The following is a 17,016-nucleotide window of genomic DNA, read 5'->3' on the forward strand; positions in this document are numbered from 1 at the left end:
AAGCCCGCTCCCACATTGGATCTGCGTCGTACACACAATCTGTGTGCCCTGGAGATCCAATGTGGGAGCACCGCAGGTTTAGAGGGCCTTGATCGCCCCCGGATTGATCATCCGCGCCAGCCCGAGGTTCTTCAGTGCCAGTTGCAACGAGCTGTGGATCACTTGCGGGTTGTCGATGGTCATCAGCTCGGCCAGCAATTCCCTGGCCTTGCTCAGGTTGATCTGGCGCAGCATCCACTTCACTTTCGGCAAGTTGGTGGCGTTCATCGACAAGCTGTCGAAACCCATCGCCATCAACAGCACGGCCGCCGCCGGATCACCGGCCATTTCACCGCAGATGCTCACCGGCTTGCCTTCGGCATGGGCGTCACGCACGACGTTCTGCAATGCCTGAAGCACCGCCGGGTGCAGGTAGTCGTAAAGATCGGCGACCCGCGGGTTGTTGCGGTCCACGGCCAACAGGTATTGGGTCAGGTCGTTGGAACCGACCGATAGGAAGTCGACTTGCCGCGCCAGTTCCTTGGTCTGATAAACAGCGGCCGGAATCTCGATCATCACGCCAATCGGCGGCATCGGCACGTCGCAGCCTTCGTCGCGCACTTCGCCCCAGGCGCGGTGGATCAGGTGCAGCGCTTCTTCCAATTCATGAATGCCGGAGATCATCGGCAGCAGAATGCGCAGGTTGTTCAAGCCTTCGCTGGCCTTGAGCATGGCACGGGTCTGCACCAGGAAGATTTCCGGGTGGTCTAGAGTGACGCGAATGCCGCGCCAGCCGAGGAACGGGTTGTCTTCCTTGATCGGGAAGTACGACAGTGACTTGTCGCCACCGATGTCCAGGGTGCGCATGGTCACCGGTTGCGGGTGGAACGCGGCCAGTTGTTCGCGGTAGATCGCCAGTTGTTCCTTTTCGCTCGGGAAACGCTGGTTGATCATGAATGGCACTTCGGTGCGGTACAGGCCCACGCCTTCGGCACCGCGCTTCTGCGCTCGCGCCACGTCGGCCAGCAGGCCGGTGTTGACCCACAGCGGCATGCGATGGCCATCGACCGTCACACACGGCAGATCGCGCAGCGCATCCAGCCCGAGGGCCAGTTGCTTCTCTTCCTCGACCACTTCGGCGAACTGCTTGCGCAGCACGTCACTCGGGTTGGTGTAGACCTCGCCGTGGTAGCCGTCGACGATCATCTGGATGCCGTCGACCTTGGAGTACGGCAGGTCGACCAGGCCCATTACCGTCGGGATGCCCATGGCACGGGCGAGGATGGCGACGTGGGAGTTGCCGGAGCCGAGTACCGACACCAGACCGACCAGCTTGCCTTCCGGCACCTCGCCGAGCATCGCCGGCGTCAGTTCTTCGCTGACCAGAATGGTGTTGTCGGGGTAGACCAGGGTTTGCTGGCGTTCTTCCTGCAAATAAGCCAGCAAGCGCCGACCGAGGTCCTTGACGTCCGACGCACGCTCGCGCAGGTAAGCGTCGTCCATCAATTCGAAACGGTTGACGTGATCGGTGACCACCTGGCGCAACGCGCCCTGGGCCCACTGGCCGGTCTTGATCACGGTGGTGACTTCGCTGCCCAGCGCGGCATCGTCGAGCATCATCAGGTAGACGTCGAACAAGGCCCGCTCTTCCGGGCGCAATTGCGTGGCGAGCTTGGTGGACAACGCGCGCATGTCGGCGCGCACGCCTTCGATGGCGGTCTTGAACAGCCCGAGTTCGGCGTCGATGTCGGTGATGGTCTTGTCCGGCACCACGTCCAGATCGGCCGGTGGCAGCATGACCACTGCGGTACCGACCGCGGCACCCGGCGAACCCGGTACGCCGACGAACTTGGCCTCCTGGATGCCTTTGCCCTGACGACCGAGACCGCGGATCGAACCGGTGGCTTCGGCGTGGGCGATAACGCCGGCGAGCTGCGCGCTCATGGTCACGAGGAAGGCTTCTTCACCTTCATCGAACTGGCGACGTTCTTTTTGCTGGATGACCAACACGCCGACGACGCGGCGGTGGTGAATGATCGGCGCCCCGAGGAATGAGGCGAAGCGCTCTTCACCGGTTTCGGCGAAGTAGCGGTAGCGCGGGTGGTCCGCAGCGTTTTCGAGGTTCAGGGGTTCTTCGCGCGTACCGACCAGGCCAACCAGACCTTCGTTGGGTGCCATGCTGACTTTGCCGATCGAGCGCTTGTTCAAGCCCTCGGTGGCCATCAGCACGAAACGGTTGGTCTCGGGGTCAAGCAGGTAGACCGAGCAGACCTGGCTGCCCATGGCCTCTTTGACGCGCAACACAATAATCCCCAACGCCGCCTTGAGATCCTTGGCGGAGTTAACTTCCTGGACGATCTTGCGCAGCGTATTGAGCATGGCTCGGGGTCGAACTCCGTCGTCAGTCGCGCGCTAAAAGGCGCGGGGCAAGCTCTTTGAGAGCGCGTCGATACACCTCGCGCTTGAATGTCACCACCTGGCCTAACGGATACCAATAGCTGACCCAGCGCCAGCCATCGAATTCCGGTTTACCGGTCAAATCCATCCGCACCCGCTGCTCGTTGGAGATCAGGCGCAGGAGAAACCATTTCTGTTTCTGGCCGATGCACAGTGGTTGGCTGTGGGTACGTACCAGACGTTGCGGCAAACGATAGCGCAACCAGCCCCGGGTGCAGGCGAGAATTTCAACATCTTCGCGCTCCAGGCCTACTTCTTCGTTCAGCTCGCGGTACAAGGCGTCTTCCGGCGTCTCTTCGGGGTTGATTCCCCCTTGCGGAAACTGCCAGGCATCTTGATTGATTCGGCGAGCCCATAGCACCTGGCCGGCGTCATTCGTCAGAATGATCCCGACATTGGGGCGAAAACCATCGGGGTCGATCACGGCAACAACCTCGCAAACGCATGTCGCCGCATTGTTCCACAAAGGTTGTGAAGGCAGCAATGAAGGTTCCTACCTTATGTGCACTCTTGTGAAAAGACCGTATTCTTGTCGCCTTTTTACTGACTTTTCAGCGGGTAACTGCAATGCGCCTGGCTTTATTCGATTTGGACAACACCCTTCTGGGCGGTGACAGCGATCACGCTTGGGGCGATTACCTGTGCGAGCGCGGCTTTCTCGACGCCGTCGCCTACAAGGCACGCAACGATGAGTTCTACCAGGATTACCTGGCCGGCAAACTGGATAACGCCGCGTACCTGAACTTCTGCCTGGAAGTCCTTGGGCGCACCGAAATGGCCACGCTGGATCAGTGGCACAGCGACTACATGCGCGATTGCATCGAACCTATCGTGCTGCCCAAGGCTATTGAACTGCTGGCCAAGCACCGCGCCGCCGGCGACAAACTGGTGATCATCACCGCCACCAACCGCTTCGTCACCGGGCCGATTGCCGTGCGCCTGGGCGTCGAAACCCTGATCGCCACCGAATGCGAAATGGTCGATGGCCGCTACACCGGGCGCAGCACCGATGTGCCGTGTTTCCGTGAAGGCAAGGTGACGCGGTTGAATCGCTGGCTGGAGGAAACCGGGTATACGCTGGAAGACAGCTGCTTCTATAGCGATTCGATGAATGATTTGCCGTTGCTGGAGCTGGTGGCTAATCCGATCGCTGTCGATCCTGATTCGAAACTGCGGGTCGAGGCCGAGAAGCGCGGTTGGCCGGTAATTTCATTGCGCGATTGATTGCACTTGTAGCAGCTGCCGAGGCACGAGGCTGCGTTGGGCTGCGAAGCGGCCCCTAAGGGTGGTCCTGCGGACCACAACGCAGCCTCGTGCCTCGGCAGCTGCTACAGGTTTGCCTTAAATTGGCTTGGCGCCCATCAACCCGGCAATGGCAACAAAACAGACAAAACTGAACAATGCCAGGGCAAAGGTGAATTTCCCCACAGCACCCGGCGCCTTGCGCAGCTTGTTCAGCCGCACCAGCAACCAGAACCACGCCAGCGCCGCCACGGTGTACAGCACGCTGGACGCCAGTAGCCAGGTCTGACCCAACGGCCATCCCACCAGATGCACCATCCACCAGCCGGTGAACGGCATGCTCAGCAGCGCCAGCCCCATCAACAGCCAGATAAATACACGCGGCCGTTGCAGGGTGCGGCTTCCCGCCGTCGCATCACCCTTGCGCCGCGCTAGCAAAACCCAGGTTCCCAGGCCCAGCGCACAGGCCAGCAGTACAACAGTTGCCACCATGTGCGCCGCTTTCAGGGCTGTTAACGTTTCCATGGTTCGATTTCCTTATGCCTTGCCCATCAGCGTAGCCGTTCAGCCAAGAAACAGCTGATAGGCCGGGTTGTCGCTTTCGTCCCAGTACGGGTAACCGATTTCTTCCAGCGCCGCCGGCACCAGGTGGCGCTCGTCGTGTGGCACTTGCAGGCCCGCGACGACCCGGCCATCCGCCGCGCCATGGTTGCGGTAGTGGAACATCGAAATGTTCCAGCGCCCGCCGAGCTTGTTGAGGAAGTTGAACAACGCCCCCGGACGCTCCGGGAATTCGAAACGCAGAATCACTTCATCGACCACATGCGCCGCACGCCCGCCGACCATGTGGCGGATGTGCAGCTTGGCCAGCTCGTTGTCGGTCAGGTCCAGCACCGGGAAACCTTGCTCGCTCAGGCTGGCGATCAGTGCGCTGCGCGGATCGCTTTCCGGGTGCGTCTGCACGCCGACAAAGATGTGCGCTTCGCTGCCAGTGTTGTAGCGATAGTTGAATTCGGTGATCTGGCGCTTGCCGATGGCCTCGCAGAACGCCTTGAAGCTGCCCGGTTTCTCGGGAATGGTCACGGCGATGATCGCTTCGCGGCCCTCGCCCAGCTCCGCACGCTCGGCGACGTGGCGCAAGCGATCGAAGTTGACGTTGGCCCCGGAGTCGATGGCTACGAAGGTCTGGCCACTGACGCCGCGCTGCTCGACATACTTCTTGATCCCGGCCACGCCCAAGGCGCCGGCAGGTTCGGTGATCGAGCGGGTATCGTCGTAGATGTCCTTGATGGCGGCGCAGATTTCGTCGGTGCTGACGGTGATCACTTCATCGACATGATCCTTGCAGATATCGAAGGTGTGCTGACCGATCTGGGCCACCGCAACACCGTCGGCGAAGAGGCCCACAGTCGGCAACACCACACGCTCGCCCGCCGCCATGGCGGCTTGCAGGCAATTGGAGTCATCCGGTTCGACGCCAATGATCTTGATGTCCGGACGCAGGTACTTCACGTACGCCGCGATGCCGGCAATCAGGCCGCCGCCGCCCACTGGGACGAAAATCGCATCCAGTGGCTGCGGGTGCTGGCGCAGAATCTCCATGGCCACGGTGCCCTGCCCGGCAATGGTGTGGGGATCGTCGTAGGGGTGAATGTAGACGTAGCCTTTTTCATCGACCAGTTTCAGCGAGTAGGCCAGGGCTTCCGGGAACGAATCGCCATGCAGCACCACTTTGCCGCCACGGGAACGCACGCCTTCGACCTTGATTTCCGGAGTGGTCTTGGGCATGACGATGGTCGCTTTCACGCCCAACACCTTCGCCGCCAGGGCCAGGCCTTGGGCATGGTTGCCCGCCGACGCGGTGACGACACCACGAGCACGTTCTTCGTCGCTCAACTGCGTCAGCTTGTTGTAGGCGCCGCGAATCTTGAACGAGAACACCGGCTGCAAGTCTTCGCGCTTGAGCCAAATACTGTTGCCCAGCCGCTCGGAGAGCTGACGGGCAGTCTGCAATGGGGTTTCTACGGCAACGTCATAAACGCGCGAGGTGAGGATCTTTTTGACGTACTGTTCAAGCATCGGAAAGCATCACTGAGCGGGTTGGGCAGGACCAAGGAGTCTAACCCGGCTTTCGACCGCACGACCACACTAAACCGGTGGTTTTAAAGCGCCGAGAGAGTTCATTACCTGTAGGAGCGAGCTTGCTCGCGAAAAATCCAATGGCGCCGTTGGGTGTCTGGTTTCACGCGTTATCGTTCACGACCATCGCGAGCAAGCTCGCTCCTACAGTTGTCGGGGCAGCAGGTATACATATCCGACCCGCCAATCGGGCAATGACCTTCCCCGCCCCGAAGCCTATAATGCCGGCCTTTCGTTCTCTCCTCGGCACCTCGGAGCCCGCATGAACCAGGATCAACTCAAACAGGCAGTGGCTCAGGCCGCCGTCGACTTCATCCTGCCGAAACTCGACGACAAGAGCATCGTCGGGGTCGGCACCGGCTCCACCGCCAACTGCTTCATCGATGCCCTGGCCCGGCACAAGGGCGCATTCGATGGTGCCGTCGCCAGCTCCGAAGCCACCGCCGCGCGCCTCAAGGGCCACGGGATTCCGGTGTACGAACTGAACACCGTCAGCGACCTGGAGTTCTACGTCGACGGCGCCGATGAAAGCGATGAGCACCTGAACCTGATCAAGGGCGGCGGCGCTGCCCTGACCCGCGAGAAAATTGTCGCGGCCGTGGCCAAGACGTTCATCTGCATCGCCGACGCGAGCAAACTGGTACCGGTCCTCGGGACTTTCCCGCTGCCGGTGGAAGTCATCCCGATGGCCCGCAGCCACGTGGCCCGCGAGCTGGTGAAGCTTGGCGGCGACCCGGTGTACCGCGAAGGCGTGCTGACCGACAACGGCAACATCATCCTCGACGTGTTCAACATGCAGATCACCAACCCGGTGGAGCTGGAGACGCAGATCAATGCGATCGTCGGCGTGGTCACCAATGGTTTGTTCGCGGCGCGTCCGGCGGATTTGCTGTTGTTGGGTACCAGTGAAGGGGTAAAAACCCTGCGCGCCCAATAAGCCAGACTGCCCACCTGTTTGTGGGCAGATGAAATACCTGTGGGAGCGGCGGTGCGACGATTCGACTTGCTCGCGAATGCAGACTGTCAGTTGACATCTCTATCGACTGGCACGACCCCTTCGCGAGCAAGCCCGCTCCCACATTTGTTTTGTGGTGTTGGTTAGGGTTGCGTTGGTTTTTTGAAGACGTAAAACAGGTTCGGCTCACTGACGAGGTACATCGTACCGTCGTCATCCATGGCAATCCCTTCCGCTTGCGGCACGTTTTTTTGCAACCCCTGGTGCCACTTGCTCAGGGACATGGTGCTCAGCGGACGCCCGTCCACATCGAGCTCCAGAATCAGCCGCGATTCATCGGATAGCGCCAGCAAATGCCCGCTGCGCTCGTCGTATTGCAGGCTCGACAGGTCGCGCACAAACATCCCGGCATCACGCTTGGGGTTGTTGATCACGTGCACCGAGTAGGATTCTTCGGGATTGAAGCGCGGAAAACCATGCACTTCGTAGATCAGCATCGGGTCGCGCTCCTTGGCGACGAACAGGCGCTTGCCCCGCGAATCGTAAGCCAACCCCTCGAAGCCCTTGTTGGTGCCCATGTGTACGCCAATGGTCACCTGCTCCGCGTCTGCTGCGTCGACGAAGACGGTGTCCTGCTCCAGATGAATCTTGATCAGCCGTTGCTCGCTTTCATCAGCGACCACATAGGTGTCCGCGCTGATGAACTCCACCGCCTCCGGATCGCCGAAGCCGACCAGCGCCACACGGCGCAAAACCTTGCCGTCGAGGGACAACTCGATCAACTCGCTGTTTTTGTTGGTGACGGTGAACAGGCTTTTGCGCACCGGGTCGTAGGTCAACGCAGAAACGTCGTCAGCCAGGCCATCGATCACCTGCGCCTGGGTCACGACCTGGTATTGGTCCAACCCCATGGACCGGGAGTTCACCGGCTGCAACAGCGTGTGCACATTGAACCACGCACGCTCGAACAGGCGCTGGTACTGGGCGATCACGGTCAACGCGATCAGCAAGACTACCGACAGGATCAGAATCAGGAATTTTGGGCGGGCAAATCGATGCATTCGGGCGGGCTCGGGTTAAAACAGGCGGATGAAATATCACGCCTGTCTGAACTGAAGCTTAATGGCCGCTGGCCCGATCCTACAACCGAACACAGGCAATCCTGCAAATCGTAAACGTCAGTGCTGTTTTTCGAAGCGATAAAACAGGTTCGGCTCACTCACCACGTACAGCGTGCCCGCTTCATCCATGGCCACGCCTTCGGCACGGGGAATGGTATTTTTCAGGCCGTTGAAGCCACGCAGCAGGGTGATGAAACTGACCTGCTCACCCTGTTTGTCCAGCTCCAGCAACAGGTGCGATTCGGCGGACAGTACCAGCATGTGGCCGGTCCGCGGGTCGATGGCCAGTGCCGACAGGTTGCGCATGTCCAGTGCATGACTGGCCAGCTTCAGCTTGTCGCCGGTCAGAACCTTGCCGTCACCTTTCCAGGCAAACAATGCCGGCGGGCGCTCTTCGCCCAGCACCAGTTGCTGATTACGAGGATCCCAGGTGACCCCCTCGAAAGCCTTGTTCTGGTCTTTGGAGGGCCCGAGGTCGTATTTCGGGAAATCGGCGATGTTCAGTTCGCGAGTGTCGGCATCGACCTTGACGATGGCGATCAAATGCTCACGTTCATCGACAATGGCCAGGCGGCCATCACCCAGAACTGTGACGCCCTCAGGATTGCTCCAGCCGATCAATGGCATTTTGCGCAGCACATCGCCCTGCAGGTTCAATTCGACCAGGAACGGGTTCTTGCCCATGACCGAAAACAGGGTCTTGGTTTGAGGGTCGTACGACAGATCCGACGCTTCGTCCTTTTCCATGCCTGGCAACGGCTTGGCATCGATCACCGCCCGATAGTCCGGAAGCCAGATACTCGCCTGGCGCTCGGCCGGGCTTTTGAATTGCTCTTTTACCCAGAGCATGCCTCGCGCATCCCAGTGCATGGCGAATGCAACACCGTAGGCGACAACGGCCACCAAAAGCAGCCAGGTGTGCCAACGCAGGGCGAAGCGTGAGCGGCGGGCAGATTCAAGCGTGGAAAGCGGAGGAGGGGCCATCGGGGAATGTATTCCAGAAATTCAGGCTATGGGTAATAGCACAGTTTGGGGCCGGCTCAGAGGCCGAAGGCCCTGAAATTATCCAGACAGGATGTGAAAAAAACGGGAAATGACAGGGTGAGCCATCTACAGGCCACGACAAGACCAATGTGGGAGCGGGCTTGCTCGCGAAGGGGGAGTGTCAGTCGACATAAGTGTTGCCTGACACACCGCTTTCGCGAGCAAGCCCGCTCCCACAGGGTACAGCGGCGCCTGGGCTAGCGAACGCTGCTGGTAAACCGGCTGGCGCCCGGCAGTTCCAGGACGATCTCGTCACCGACATTCAGCGGCCCGACACCCACTGGCGTGCCGGTGAGGATCACATCCCCAGCCTGCAACGAGAAGCAGCCGGCCATGTGCTGGATCATCGGCACGATCGGGTTGAGCATTGCGCTACTGTTGCCATCCTGGCGCACTTCGCCGTTGATGGTCAGGCGGATGCCAATGTCGGTCAGGTCGGCAAAGGTGTCGCCAGACACGAACGGAGCAAGTACCGCGGCACCATCGAAGGACTTGGCGATTTCCCACGGCAAACCCTTGGATTTCAGCTCGGCCTGCTTGTCGCGCAGGGTCAGGTCCAGGGCCGGGGCGAAGCCGGAGATGGCGTCGAGCACTTCTTCACGGCTCGGTCTGGTCGACAACGGCTTGCCGATCAGCACCGCGATTTCCGCTTCGTAGTGCACCGAGCCGCGCTCGGTGGGAATGCTGAAACCACCTTCCAGCGGCACCACGCAACTGCCCGGCTTGATGAACAGCAGTGGCTCGGTCGGCACCGGGTTATCCAGTTCCCTGGCGTGTTCGGCGTAGTTACGGCCGATGCACACCACTTTCCCCAACGGGAAATGAATACGCGTACCGTCGACATACTGGTGCTGATAGCTCATTTCCGACTCCTTCCTTCATTGATGCTTGAGGGGTGCAGATCAAACCGCGAAGATCTTGCCCGGGTTCATGATGCCGTTCGGGTCGAACACCGCCTTGACCGCTTTCATGTACTCGATCTCGACCGGCGAACGGCTGTAGGCCAAGTAGTCACGTTTGGTCATGCCCACACCGTGCTCGGCGGAAATCGAACCGTTGTACTTCTCGACGGTTTCGAACACCCACTTGTTTACGGTGGCGCACTTGGCGAAGAACTCGTCCTTGCTCAGGTTATCCGGCTTGAGGATGTTCAAGTGCAGGTTGCCGTCGCCGATGTGGCCGAACCAGACGATTTCGAAGTCCGGGTAGTGTTCGCCGACGATCGCGTCAATTTCCTTCAGAAATGCCGGGACTTTCGATACGGTGACCGAGATGTCGTTCTTGTACGGCGTCCAGTGGGAAATGGTTTCGGAAATGTATTCGCGCAGTTTCCACAGGTTCTGCAGCTGGGTTTCGCTCTGGCTCATCACGCCATCCAGCACCCAGCCTTGCTCAACGCAGTGCTCGAAAGTTTCCAGGGCGTGGTTGGCCACTTCTTCGGTGGTCGCTTCGAATTCCAGCAGTGCGTAGAACGGGCAGTCGGATTCGAACGGCGCCGGAACATCGCCACGGGCCATGACCTTGGCCAGGGCTTTGTCGGAGAAGAATTCGAAGGCGGTCAGGTCAAGCTTGCTCTGGAAGGCGTGCAGCACCGGCATGATCGAGTCGAAATCGGCGGTGCCGAGAACCATCGCGGTGAGGTTTTTCGGCGCACGGTCCAGGCGCATGGTCGCCTCGACCACGAAACCGAGGGTGCCTTCGGCGCCAATGAACAGCTGACGCATGTCGTAGCCGGTGGCGTTCTTGATCAGGTCGCGGTTCAGTTCCAGCACGTCGCCCTTGCCGGTGACCACTTTCATGCCGGCGACCCAGTTGCGGGTCATGCCGTAGCGAATCACCTTGATTCCGCCGGCATTGGTGCCGATATTGCCGCCAATCTGACTGGAACCGGCCGAAGCGAAGTCCACCGGGTAATACAGGCCCTTTTCTTCGGCCACGTTCTGCAGATGCTCGGTGACCACGCCCGGCTGACAAACGGCGGTGCGGTCAGTGAGGTTCACGTCGAGGATCTGGTTCATGTAGTCGAACGACACGACCACTTCGCCATTGGCCGCCACGGCAGCGGCGGACAACCCGGTACGACCGCCGGACGGCACCAGCGCCACCTTGTGTTTATTGGCCCACAGGACAATGGCCTGGACCTGCTCGGTGGTCTTGGGGAATACGATGGCGGTCGGGGCCGGGGCGAAATGCTTGGTCCAATCCTTTCCGTAAGCATTCAGGGAGTCGGCATCGGTCAGCACCTTGCCAGGCTCAACCAGGGTCTTCAGCTCTTCAATCAGGGCAGGATTGGTCATCGACAGAACTCTCGAACAATTCATGGTCATCCTGAGAACGCTTCACGTCGCAGGAATGAGTGTTTAGCGGGGCGCATATGCTAGCATACCGACCCCGCAGGATAGTGCCCAACGGCTATTCTGCGGCGACGGCTGTCATGCCGCTCGGGTCAGCGTCTGTTGACCATTTCCTGCCAATTTTCTCCGGGATACAGGTTTACGCAGATGAGCAAGACTTCTCTCGATAAGAGCAAGATCAAGTTCCTTCTTCTCGAAGGCGTCCACCAATCGGCTGTCGACGTCCTCAAGGCGGCGGGCTACACCAGCATCGAGTACCTCACAGGTTCTCTGCCGGAAGCCCAGCTCAAGGAAAAGATCGCTGATGCTCACTTCATCGGCATTCGCTCCCGTACTCAACTGACCGAAGAGATCTTCGATCACGCGAAGAAACTGGTGGCTGTCGGCTGTTTCTGCATCGGCACCAACCAGGTCGACCTGGACGCTGCTCGCGAACGCGGCATCGCTGTGTTCAACGCACCGTACTCCAACACCCGTTCCGTAGCGGAGCTGGTGCTGGCAGAGGCGATCCTGCTGCTGCGCGGCATCCCTGAGAAGAACGCTTCCTGCCACCGTGGCGGCTGGATCAAGAGTGCGGCCAACTCCTTCGAAATCCGTGGCAAGAAGCTGGGCATCGTCGGTTACGGCTCGATCGGTACTCAACTGTCGGTCCTGGCTGAAGGCCTGGGCATGCAGGTGTACTTCTACGACACCATCACCAAGCTGCCGCTGGGTAACGCTACTCAGGTAGGCAACCTGCACGAGCTGCTGGCGATGTCCGACATCGTTTCGCTGCACGTACCGGAAACTGCCGCCACCCAGTGGATGATGGGCGAGAAAGAAATCCGCGCTATCAAGAAGGGCGGCATCCTGATCAACGCCGCCCGCGGCACCGTGGTCGAACTGGACGCCCTGGCGGACGCGATCAAGGACAAGCACCTGATCGGCGCGGCCATCGACGTATTCCCGGTGGAGCCACGCTCCAACGACGAAGAGTTCGAAAGCCCGCTGCGTGGCCTGGACAACGTGATCCTGACGCCGCACATCGGCGGTTCCACTGCCGAAGCCCAGGCCAACATCGGTCTGGAAGTCGCGGAAAAACTGGTCAAGTACAGCGACAACGGTACTTCGGTATCGTCCGTGAACTTCCCGGAAGTGGCCCTGCCGGCTCACCCTGGCAAGCACCGCCTGCTGCACATCCACGAAAACATTCCGGGCGTACTCAGCGAGATCAACAAGGTCTTCGCCGAAAACGGCATCAACATCTCCGGTCAGTTCCTGCAGACCAACGAGAAGGTCGGCTACGTGGTGATCGACGTCGACGCCGAGTACTCGGACCTGGCGCAAGAGAAGCTGCAACACGTCAAAGGCACCATCCGTAGCCGTGTGTTGTTCTGATCACGACCTGAGCGACAAAAAAGGGAGCCTTCTGGCTCCCTTTTTCATTCACGCAACAAGGTTACTTGACGTTGACCGTGATCTTCTCGGAAACGATCGGCGGATCGAACGGCATGTGGTTGCTATCGCCCAGTTCAAGCTGCAGGGTGTGTTTGCCCGGCGTGAGCGTTATTTCCGCCTGGGTCTGCGCACCGCCGAAATGCAGGTGGTTGGCATCCTTGGGGATCGGCACACCGGCGGCTGGCAGCTCATCGACGTCGATCAGCACGTGGTGATGACCGGTGTTCTTGGTGGTATCGCCCGCCGGTGCCAGGGCAATGTTCTCGACCGCGAATTTGACGACGACAGTCTGTGGGATCGTCGCGCCGTCCTTGGGGGTAACGATGGACACTTCGGCGCCTTTCGGAGCCGGCGTGGCAGCACTGGCCAGCATCGAAACACCCATCAACAGGCCAGCCAAAGCAGCTCGTGACATAAAGGTTTTCATTATCTTCTCCAGTTTTTCCGTAAAATTCGCGTGGCCATGACAACTTCGTGGCCATTCGTTGTCGAAGGCTCTCGACAACCATAGCAAAGCGAGCCTGAATCAGAGGGTCGCGATAAAAAAATCAAAGGAGTGACCATGCGCTTTCTGCCTGGCCTGATCTGCCTGCTACCCCTTCTGAGCCCATTGGCTCACGCCGAACTGATTGATGACATCAACGACCGGGGCGAGTTGCGCATTGCCGTTGAAGCCAACACTCCCCCATTTAATTTCAAGGAAGACGACAAACTCACCGGGTTCGAAGTCGAGTTGGGCCAACTGCTGGCAAGTGAACTCGATGTCCGGGCCGACTTTGTCGTTACCGACGGCAGCGATCTGTTGAGCGGCGTCGAAAGCGGCAAATACGACATCGCCATCAATCACATAACAGAGACGCCGGATCTCAAGGATCGTTTCGACTTCAGCGAACCCTACATTCAAACCAATGCGCAATTGATCGCGCAGAAAGAAGAGCCGCGCTCCATTTTGCTGGTGCAGTCGCTGACGGAAGAGAAGCCCAGGAGCAATCCGGTCGTGAGCCTGGCAATTCCGTTTCAGAAGGGTAATCCGGCGTTCCATGCCAGCCTGGAAAACGCGTTGCAGCGGATCAAGGAGGATGGGCGGCTACAAGCGCTGGAGCAGAAGTGGCTGGGGGTGGATGCGGGCGAAGTGCCGAAACCTTGAAGAGGATTGAGATCCTTTGTGGGAGCGGGCTTGCTCGCGAAGGCGGTGTGTCAGGCAAGATTAATATCGACTGACCCGGCGCATTCGCGAGCAAGCCCGCTCCCACAGGGGGGTTGTGTTGGTCAGTCCTGCGCAGCCAATGCCTGCGCCGCCTGCGGCAACTCCAGCTCACTGAATACCTGCACCCCGTGGCGCTTGAGCAACGCGGCCGTCACGCCTTCGCCACTGACCTTCACACCGCTGAACGTCCCGTCATAGGTCAGCCGATTGCCGCAGGACGGGCTGTTGGCCTTGAGGATGGCGACGCGGATGCCGTGCTTTTGGACCAGCTCCAGTGCCTGATACGCCCCCGACAGAAACTGCGCACTGACGTCCTCGCCCTCGGTAGTGATCACCAACGCCTGGCCGTCGAGGACTTGCGCGCCTTGCCCGCCAGGGATTTCCGCCGCTGCCCGAGGGGTTGGCAAACCACCGGCCACCTCCGGGCACAACGGCACGACCCGTCCCTCATCAAGCCACTGCTGAAGCTGATCGAACGGCCCGCTGGCCCCACCGTCGTAACGGACGCGGTGGCCCAGCAGGCAGCGGCTGACAAGGATTTTTTGCATGATCAGAACGGCTCGTTGCCGCGCCGGCGGAACCAGCCGGTCAGCGACAGGCGATCCCGGGTCGCGGGCAGGACTTCGTGGGGCACCTCACCGGAGAGAAACACCACCAGGCAACCGCCGATAGGTTGCACGTCGTGGGCGCGAGCATTGTCGAGGTACATGCGCAACTGGCCGCCGTGTTCCGGAAGCCAGCCGTCATTGAGGTAAACCACCGCCGAAACCATGCGCCGGTCGTCATCGCGAAAACGGTCGACATGCTTCAGGTAGAAAGCACCGGGCGGGTACATCGCAAAATGGCTTTCGAAATCCTCCAGGCCGAGAAACAGACCGCGATTGATCGCCTCGCGCAGGCTGTCCATCAAACTCAGGTAGCTGTCGCAGGCCTCGGCCTGGCCGGGGTCGATCCACTGGATATGGTCGCCACGAATCCCTTCGCGGATCTCCGATGACGGCCCGCGGCCCACGGCGGCCGGAGCCAGTTCACCCTCGGCAGCTCGTTTACGGCACTCGGCCGCCAGCGCTCGAGTCAGATCCTGAGGCAGGAAAATATTCTGCTGCGACCAGCCGTGCTCGGCCAGGTCGTCGACGATTCGTAACAGCAGCGGGTGATCAGAGGATATTTGCATGTCGCGCATAGTATTCCTGTGCCCGGAAATCCGACAGAGCCGCGCAGCGGGTTGATACGAATTCTCGACAAGTACGGATGCCGCACGGAGAATAGTCGCCTGCTGACTGGAGTCCCTATGCGCCGTTTGCTTTTATCACTGCTGATGTTCTGCGTTTTGCCCGCCTGGGCAGACGGCCACGACCAGTTGTACAAGGTCGCCGGCTGGCCGGAACAACGCGCGCATTTCAACGACGCCCTTTCCGCTGCCCAGCAACGCTACCAGGGCAGCCTGCCTCCAGCGGTGTTTCAGGCGCTGGTCAATAACAGCAATCAGCGTTTTGCCGACCAGGCCGTGGACCAGCGTGCCGAAGCACAATTGCGCAAGAACCTCGCCGACCCCAAACCCGCGCTGACGTTTTTCAAGTCGCCCTTGGGCAAGAAAATCGTCGCCGCCGAACTGCTGGCGACCCGTCGCGACCAACTGGCGAAAAACGCCAAGGGTCTGCCGAAGATGCAGGCGAGCGACAGCCGCATGCTGATCATCGGCCATTTGGCCCAAGCCCTGCCCGCACGCGAGGCTGGCGCGGAAGTCAGCCTGGCAATTGCTGGCGTCGCCGCGGACAGTTTGAGCTCGATGATTCCTGGGCTGTTGGGTGCCGGTCAGGCACAGGGCATGTTGAACGGACAACGTCAGCGCCTGATGGATCAGATCGGCAGTGACCTGAACAACACGCTGCTCTACGTCTATCGCGACCTGTCGGATAACGAGCTGGAAGAGTTTGCGACCTTTGCCGAATCGGCGGAAGGCCAGGCTTATTATCAGGCGGCGCTGGCGGCGATTCGCGCAGGGTTGGCGGTAGGGCAGAGCAATTCGAACCTGACCCAGTGATTTTTAGCGCCAGATAGATCGCTTTCGCGAGCAAGCCCGCTCCCACAGTGGGTCTGTGCATGCCCACTATTCTGTGATCACCGAAAAACCTGTGGGAGCGGGCTTGCCCGCGAAGGGGCCATAACTGTCGCTAAGGATTGCGGCCCTTGATCCGCCTGGTCAGAAACCCGAAATACTCCTGTCGCATCACCAGCGTCTCATTCGCCAGATGATGCCGTGCCTCGGGCAGCATCAGCACTTGTGGCCGATCAAACTTGCCCCGCAACATTTCCAGGTTGTGCTCCCAATCCACGGTCATGTCGGCCTGCCCCTGCACGATCAACGGTCGGCGGCTACTCGTGGGCGCGGCCTCGATGCGCTTGATCCAGCGCGCCAATGCGCCCACCCAGGCCGTCGGCAGACGCAAAGGCTGCAACGGATCGGCTTGCAGGAACGGCAGAAAGGCCGGGTCGTTGGAGTTCTCGCTGAAGCGGCGGGCGATGGCTTTGACGAAAGGCTTGAGCACGTAGTAGCTCAGTTGCGACCAACCCCACGCCCGCGGCCGCACCAGCGGCGACAGCAGAATCACCTGGCCCTGGGCCGGGCTGTTCGCCCCCGCATTCAAAACATGATCGATCACGATCGCCCCGCCGGTACTCTGCCCGCACAGGTGCCACGGTTGCGGTAAGTCGAGGGATTGCGCCTCTCTGAACAGCCCTTGCAACGCGTCCTGATACTCGGCGAAATCCTTGATACTCGCCCGCTCGCCGCTGGACAGGCCATGCCCCGGCAAGTCGCAGGCAATCACCGCAAAGCCCTGGTCCAGCGCCCACTCGATCACATGCCGGTAAAGCCCGGTGTGGTCGTAGAAACCGTGGATGACAAACAGCGTCGCCTTGGCCCGCTCAGGCCACCAGAACTGGCTGACCAGCTCATAACCATCGACCTCGAATCGCCCCAGGCCACTGCGCACCTGCCGCTGCGCAAAATCCAGCCCGTAGAATCGCCGGTAAGCCTGCGCCTGCGCCGACAACGGCTGCCCGGCCGCCAGTGGCAGG

General features: G+C 60.2%; 17 protein-coding genes. 5 read left to right on the forward strand and 12 right to left on the reverse strand.

Translation table 11 applies throughout. The features are described from left to right. Window positions 1–78: 78 nt before the first annotated feature. Window positions 79–2,358 carry a phosphoenolpyruvate--protein phosphotransferase gene (gene ptsP, locus PMI28_RS24265; protein WP_007982946.1) on the reverse strand — a complete coding sequence of 760 codons (2,280 nt, stop codon included), beginning with the start codon at window positions 2,356–2,358 and terminating at the stop codon, window positions 79–81. Between the two features lie 22 nt (window positions 2,359–2,380). Then, entirely contained in the window at window positions 2,381–2,860 is a 480-nt protein-coding gene (locus PMI28_RS24260; protein WP_003229203.1) for an RNA pyrophosphohydrolase, read from the reverse strand. Between the two features lie 143 nt (window positions 2,861–3,003). Here PMI28_RS24260 and PMI28_RS24255 point away from each other — a divergent pair, with 143 nt between their 5' ends. After that, window positions 3,004–3,660 (forward strand): HAD family hydrolase, encoded by a 657-nt coding sequence (locus PMI28_RS24255; RefSeq protein WP_007982948.1) that lies wholly within the window; start codon window positions 3,004–3,006, stop codon window positions 3,658–3,660. 117 nt (window positions 3,661–3,777) lie between these two features. On the opposite strand, the gene PMI28_RS24250 is transcribed toward PMI28_RS24255, so the two are convergent. Both PMI28_RS24250 and ilvA read right to left on the reverse strand, forming a co-directional pair. After that, window positions 3,778–4,203 carry a DUF2269 domain-containing protein gene (locus PMI28_RS24250; RefSeq protein ID WP_007982950.1) on the reverse strand — a complete coding sequence of 142 codons (426 nt, stop codon included), beginning with the start codon at window positions 4,201–4,203 and terminating at the stop codon, window positions 3,778–3,780. Between the two features lie 39 nt (window positions 4,204–4,242). Beyond that, window positions 4,243–5,757 carry a threonine ammonia-lyase, biosynthetic gene (ilvA, locus tag PMI28_RS24245; RefSeq protein ID WP_007982951.1) on the reverse strand — a complete coding sequence of 505 codons (1,515 nt, stop codon included), beginning with the start codon at window positions 5,755–5,757 and terminating at the stop codon, window positions 4,243–4,245. 322 nt (window positions 5,758–6,079) lie between these two features. On the opposite strand from ilvA, the gene rpiA reads away from it, so the two are divergent. Then, window positions 6,080–6,754 (forward strand): ribose-5-phosphate isomerase RpiA, encoded by a 675-nt coding sequence (gene rpiA, locus PMI28_RS24240; protein ID WP_007982953.1) that lies wholly within the window; start codon window positions 6,080–6,082, stop codon window positions 6,752–6,754. Window positions 6,755–6,915: 161 nt separating this feature from the next. Here the strand turns inward: rpiA and PMI28_RS24235 are convergent, their stop codons facing one another. The 4 genes from PMI28_RS24235 to PMI28_RS24220 form a co-directional block, all read right to left on the reverse strand. Further along, on the reverse strand, window positions 6,916–7,833 hold the full coding sequence (locus PMI28_RS24235; RefSeq protein WP_007982955.1) for an SdiA-regulated domain-containing protein: 918 nt from the start codon (window positions 7,831–7,833) through the stop codon (window positions 6,916–6,918). A 117-nt stretch (window positions 7,834–7,950) separates the two neighbouring features. Next, window positions 7,951–8,877 carry an SdiA-regulated domain-containing protein gene (locus tag PMI28_RS24230; RefSeq protein WP_007982957.1) on the reverse strand — a complete coding sequence of 309 codons (927 nt, stop codon included), beginning with the start codon at window positions 8,875–8,877 and terminating at the stop codon, window positions 7,951–7,953. A gap of 257 nt (window positions 8,878–9,134) precedes the next feature. Continuing rightward, the gene (locus PMI28_RS24225; RefSeq protein ID WP_007982959.1) at window positions 9,135–9,800 is read right to left on the reverse strand and encodes a fumarylacetoacetate hydrolase family protein; all 666 of its coding nucleotides are present in this window, start codon (window positions 9,798–9,800) and stop codon (window positions 9,135–9,137) included. Window positions 9,801–9,839: 39 nt separating this feature from the next. Then, window positions 9,840–11,234, reverse strand: coding sequence for an FAD-binding oxidoreductase (locus PMI28_RS24220; RefSeq protein ID WP_033063108.1), 1,395 nt, complete (start codon window positions 11,232–11,234; stop codon window positions 9,840–9,842). A 204-nt stretch (window positions 11,235–11,438) separates the two neighbouring features. On the opposite strand from PMI28_RS24220, the gene serA reads away from it, so the two are divergent. Then, window positions 11,439–12,668 (forward strand): phosphoglycerate dehydrogenase, encoded by a 1,230-nt coding sequence (serA, locus tag PMI28_RS24215; RefSeq protein WP_007982966.1) that lies wholly within the window; start codon window positions 11,439–11,441, stop codon window positions 12,666–12,668. A gap of 61 nt (window positions 12,669–12,729) precedes the next feature. On the opposite strand, the gene PMI28_RS24210 is transcribed toward serA, so the two are convergent. Next, window positions 12,730–13,155: a DUF4399 domain-containing protein gene (locus PMI28_RS24210; protein WP_007982967.1), complete on the reverse strand. Its 426-nt coding sequence runs from the start codon at window positions 13,153–13,155 to the stop codon at window positions 12,730–12,732. A 135-nt stretch (window positions 13,156–13,290) separates the two neighbouring features. Between PMI28_RS24210 and PMI28_RS24205 the strand changes: the two genes are divergently transcribed. Continuing rightward, a complete protein-coding gene (locus PMI28_RS24205; protein WP_007982968.1) occupies window positions 13,291–13,875 on the forward strand; it encodes a transporter substrate-binding domain-containing protein in 585 nt (194 codons plus the stop codon). 122 nt (window positions 13,876–13,997) lie between these two features. On the opposite strand, the gene PMI28_RS24200 is transcribed toward PMI28_RS24205, so the two are convergent. Further along, window positions 13,998–14,483 carry a DUF523 domain-containing protein gene (locus tag PMI28_RS24200; protein WP_007982969.1) on the reverse strand — a complete coding sequence of 162 codons (486 nt, stop codon included), beginning with the start codon at window positions 14,481–14,483 and terminating at the stop codon, window positions 13,998–14,000. Window positions 14,484–14,485: 2 nt separating this feature from the next. After that, window positions 14,486–15,118: a 2OG-Fe(II) oxygenase gene (locus tag PMI28_RS24195; RefSeq protein ID WP_007982972.1), complete on the reverse strand. Its 633-nt coding sequence runs from the start codon at window positions 15,116–15,118 to the stop codon at window positions 14,486–14,488. A gap of 108 nt (window positions 15,119–15,226) precedes the next feature. Here PMI28_RS24195 and PMI28_RS24190 point away from each other — a divergent pair, with 108 nt between their 5' ends. Then, entirely contained in the window at window positions 15,227–15,979 is a 753-nt protein-coding gene (locus PMI28_RS24190) for a DUF2059 domain-containing protein (RefSeq protein WP_007982973.1), read from the forward strand. 130 nt (window positions 15,980–16,109) lie between these two features. Here PMI28_RS24190 and PMI28_RS0128305 read toward each other — a convergent pair whose 3' ends face one another. Further along, window positions 16,110–17,015: an alpha/beta hydrolase gene (locus PMI28_RS0128305; protein ID WP_007982974.1), complete on the reverse strand. Its 906-nt coding sequence runs from the start codon at window positions 17,013–17,015 to the stop codon at window positions 16,110–16,112. Between the last annotated feature and the right edge of the window lies 1 nt (window position 17,016).

It is taken from the genome of Pseudomonas sp. GM48 (genome assembly GCF_000282335.1).
Taxonomy (GTDB): Bacteria; Pseudomonadota; Gammaproteobacteria; order Pseudomonadales; family Pseudomonadaceae; genus Aquipseudomonas.

Excerpts from the sequence above, each read along its gene's own strand:
- PMI28_RS24210 (WP_007982967.1), bottom strand. The coding sequence starts at position 13,155 with ATGAAAACCTTTATGTCACGAGCTGCTTTGGCTGGCCTGTTGATGGGT.
- PMI28_RS24225 (WP_007982959.1), bottom strand. The coding sequence starts at position 9,800 with ATGAGCTATCAGCACCAGTATGTCGACGGTACGCGTATTCATTTCCCG.
- PMI28_RS24190 (WP_007982973.1), top strand. The coding sequence starts at position 15,227 with ATGCGCCGTTTGCTTTTATCACTGCTGATGTTCTGCGTTTTGCCCGCC.
- PMI28_RS24250 (WP_007982950.1), bottom strand. The coding sequence starts at position 4,203 with ATGGAAACGTTAACAGCCCTGAAAGCGGCGCACATGGTGGCAACTGTT.
- ptsP (WP_007982946.1), bottom strand. The coding sequence starts at position 2,358 with ATGCTCAATACGCTGCGCAAGATCGTCCAGGAAGTTAACTCCGCCAAG.
- PMI28_RS24235 (WP_007982955.1), bottom strand. The coding sequence starts at position 7,833 with ATGCATCGATTTGCCCGCCCAAAATTCCTGATTCTGATCCTGTCGGTA.
- PMI28_RS24220 (WP_033063108.1), bottom strand. The coding sequence starts at position 11,234 with ATGACCAATCCTGCCCTGATTGAAGAGCTGAAGACCCTGGTTGAGCCT.
- PMI28_RS24230 (WP_007982957.1), bottom strand. The coding sequence starts at position 8,877 with ATGGCCCCTCCTCCGCTTTCCACGCTTGAATCTGCCCGCCGCTCACGC.
- serA (WP_007982966.1), top strand. The coding sequence starts at position 11,439 with ATGAGCAAGACTTCTCTCGATAAGAGCAAGATCAAGTTCCTTCTTCTC.
- PMI28_RS24255 (WP_007982948.1), top strand. The coding sequence starts at position 3,004 with ATGCGCCTGGCTTTATTCGATTTGGACAACACCCTTCTGGGCGGTGAC.
- PMI28_RS24205 (WP_007982968.1), top strand. The coding sequence starts at position 13,291 with ATGCGCTTTCTGCCTGGCCTGATCTGCCTGCTACCCCTTCTGAGCCCA.
- rpiA (WP_007982953.1), top strand. The coding sequence starts at position 6,080 with ATGAACCAGGATCAACTCAAACAGGCAGTGGCTCAGGCCGCCGTCGAC.
- ilvA (WP_007982951.1), bottom strand. The coding sequence starts at position 5,757 with ATGCTTGAACAGTACGTCAAAAAGATCCTCACCTCGCGCGTTTATGAC.
- PMI28_RS24200 (WP_007982969.1), bottom strand. The coding sequence starts at position 14,483 with ATGCAAAAAATCCTTGTCAGCCGCTGCCTGCTGGGCCACCGCGTCCGT.
- PMI28_RS24195 (WP_007982972.1), bottom strand. The coding sequence starts at position 15,118 with ATGCGCGACATGCAAATATCCTCTGATCACCCGCTGCTGTTACGAATC.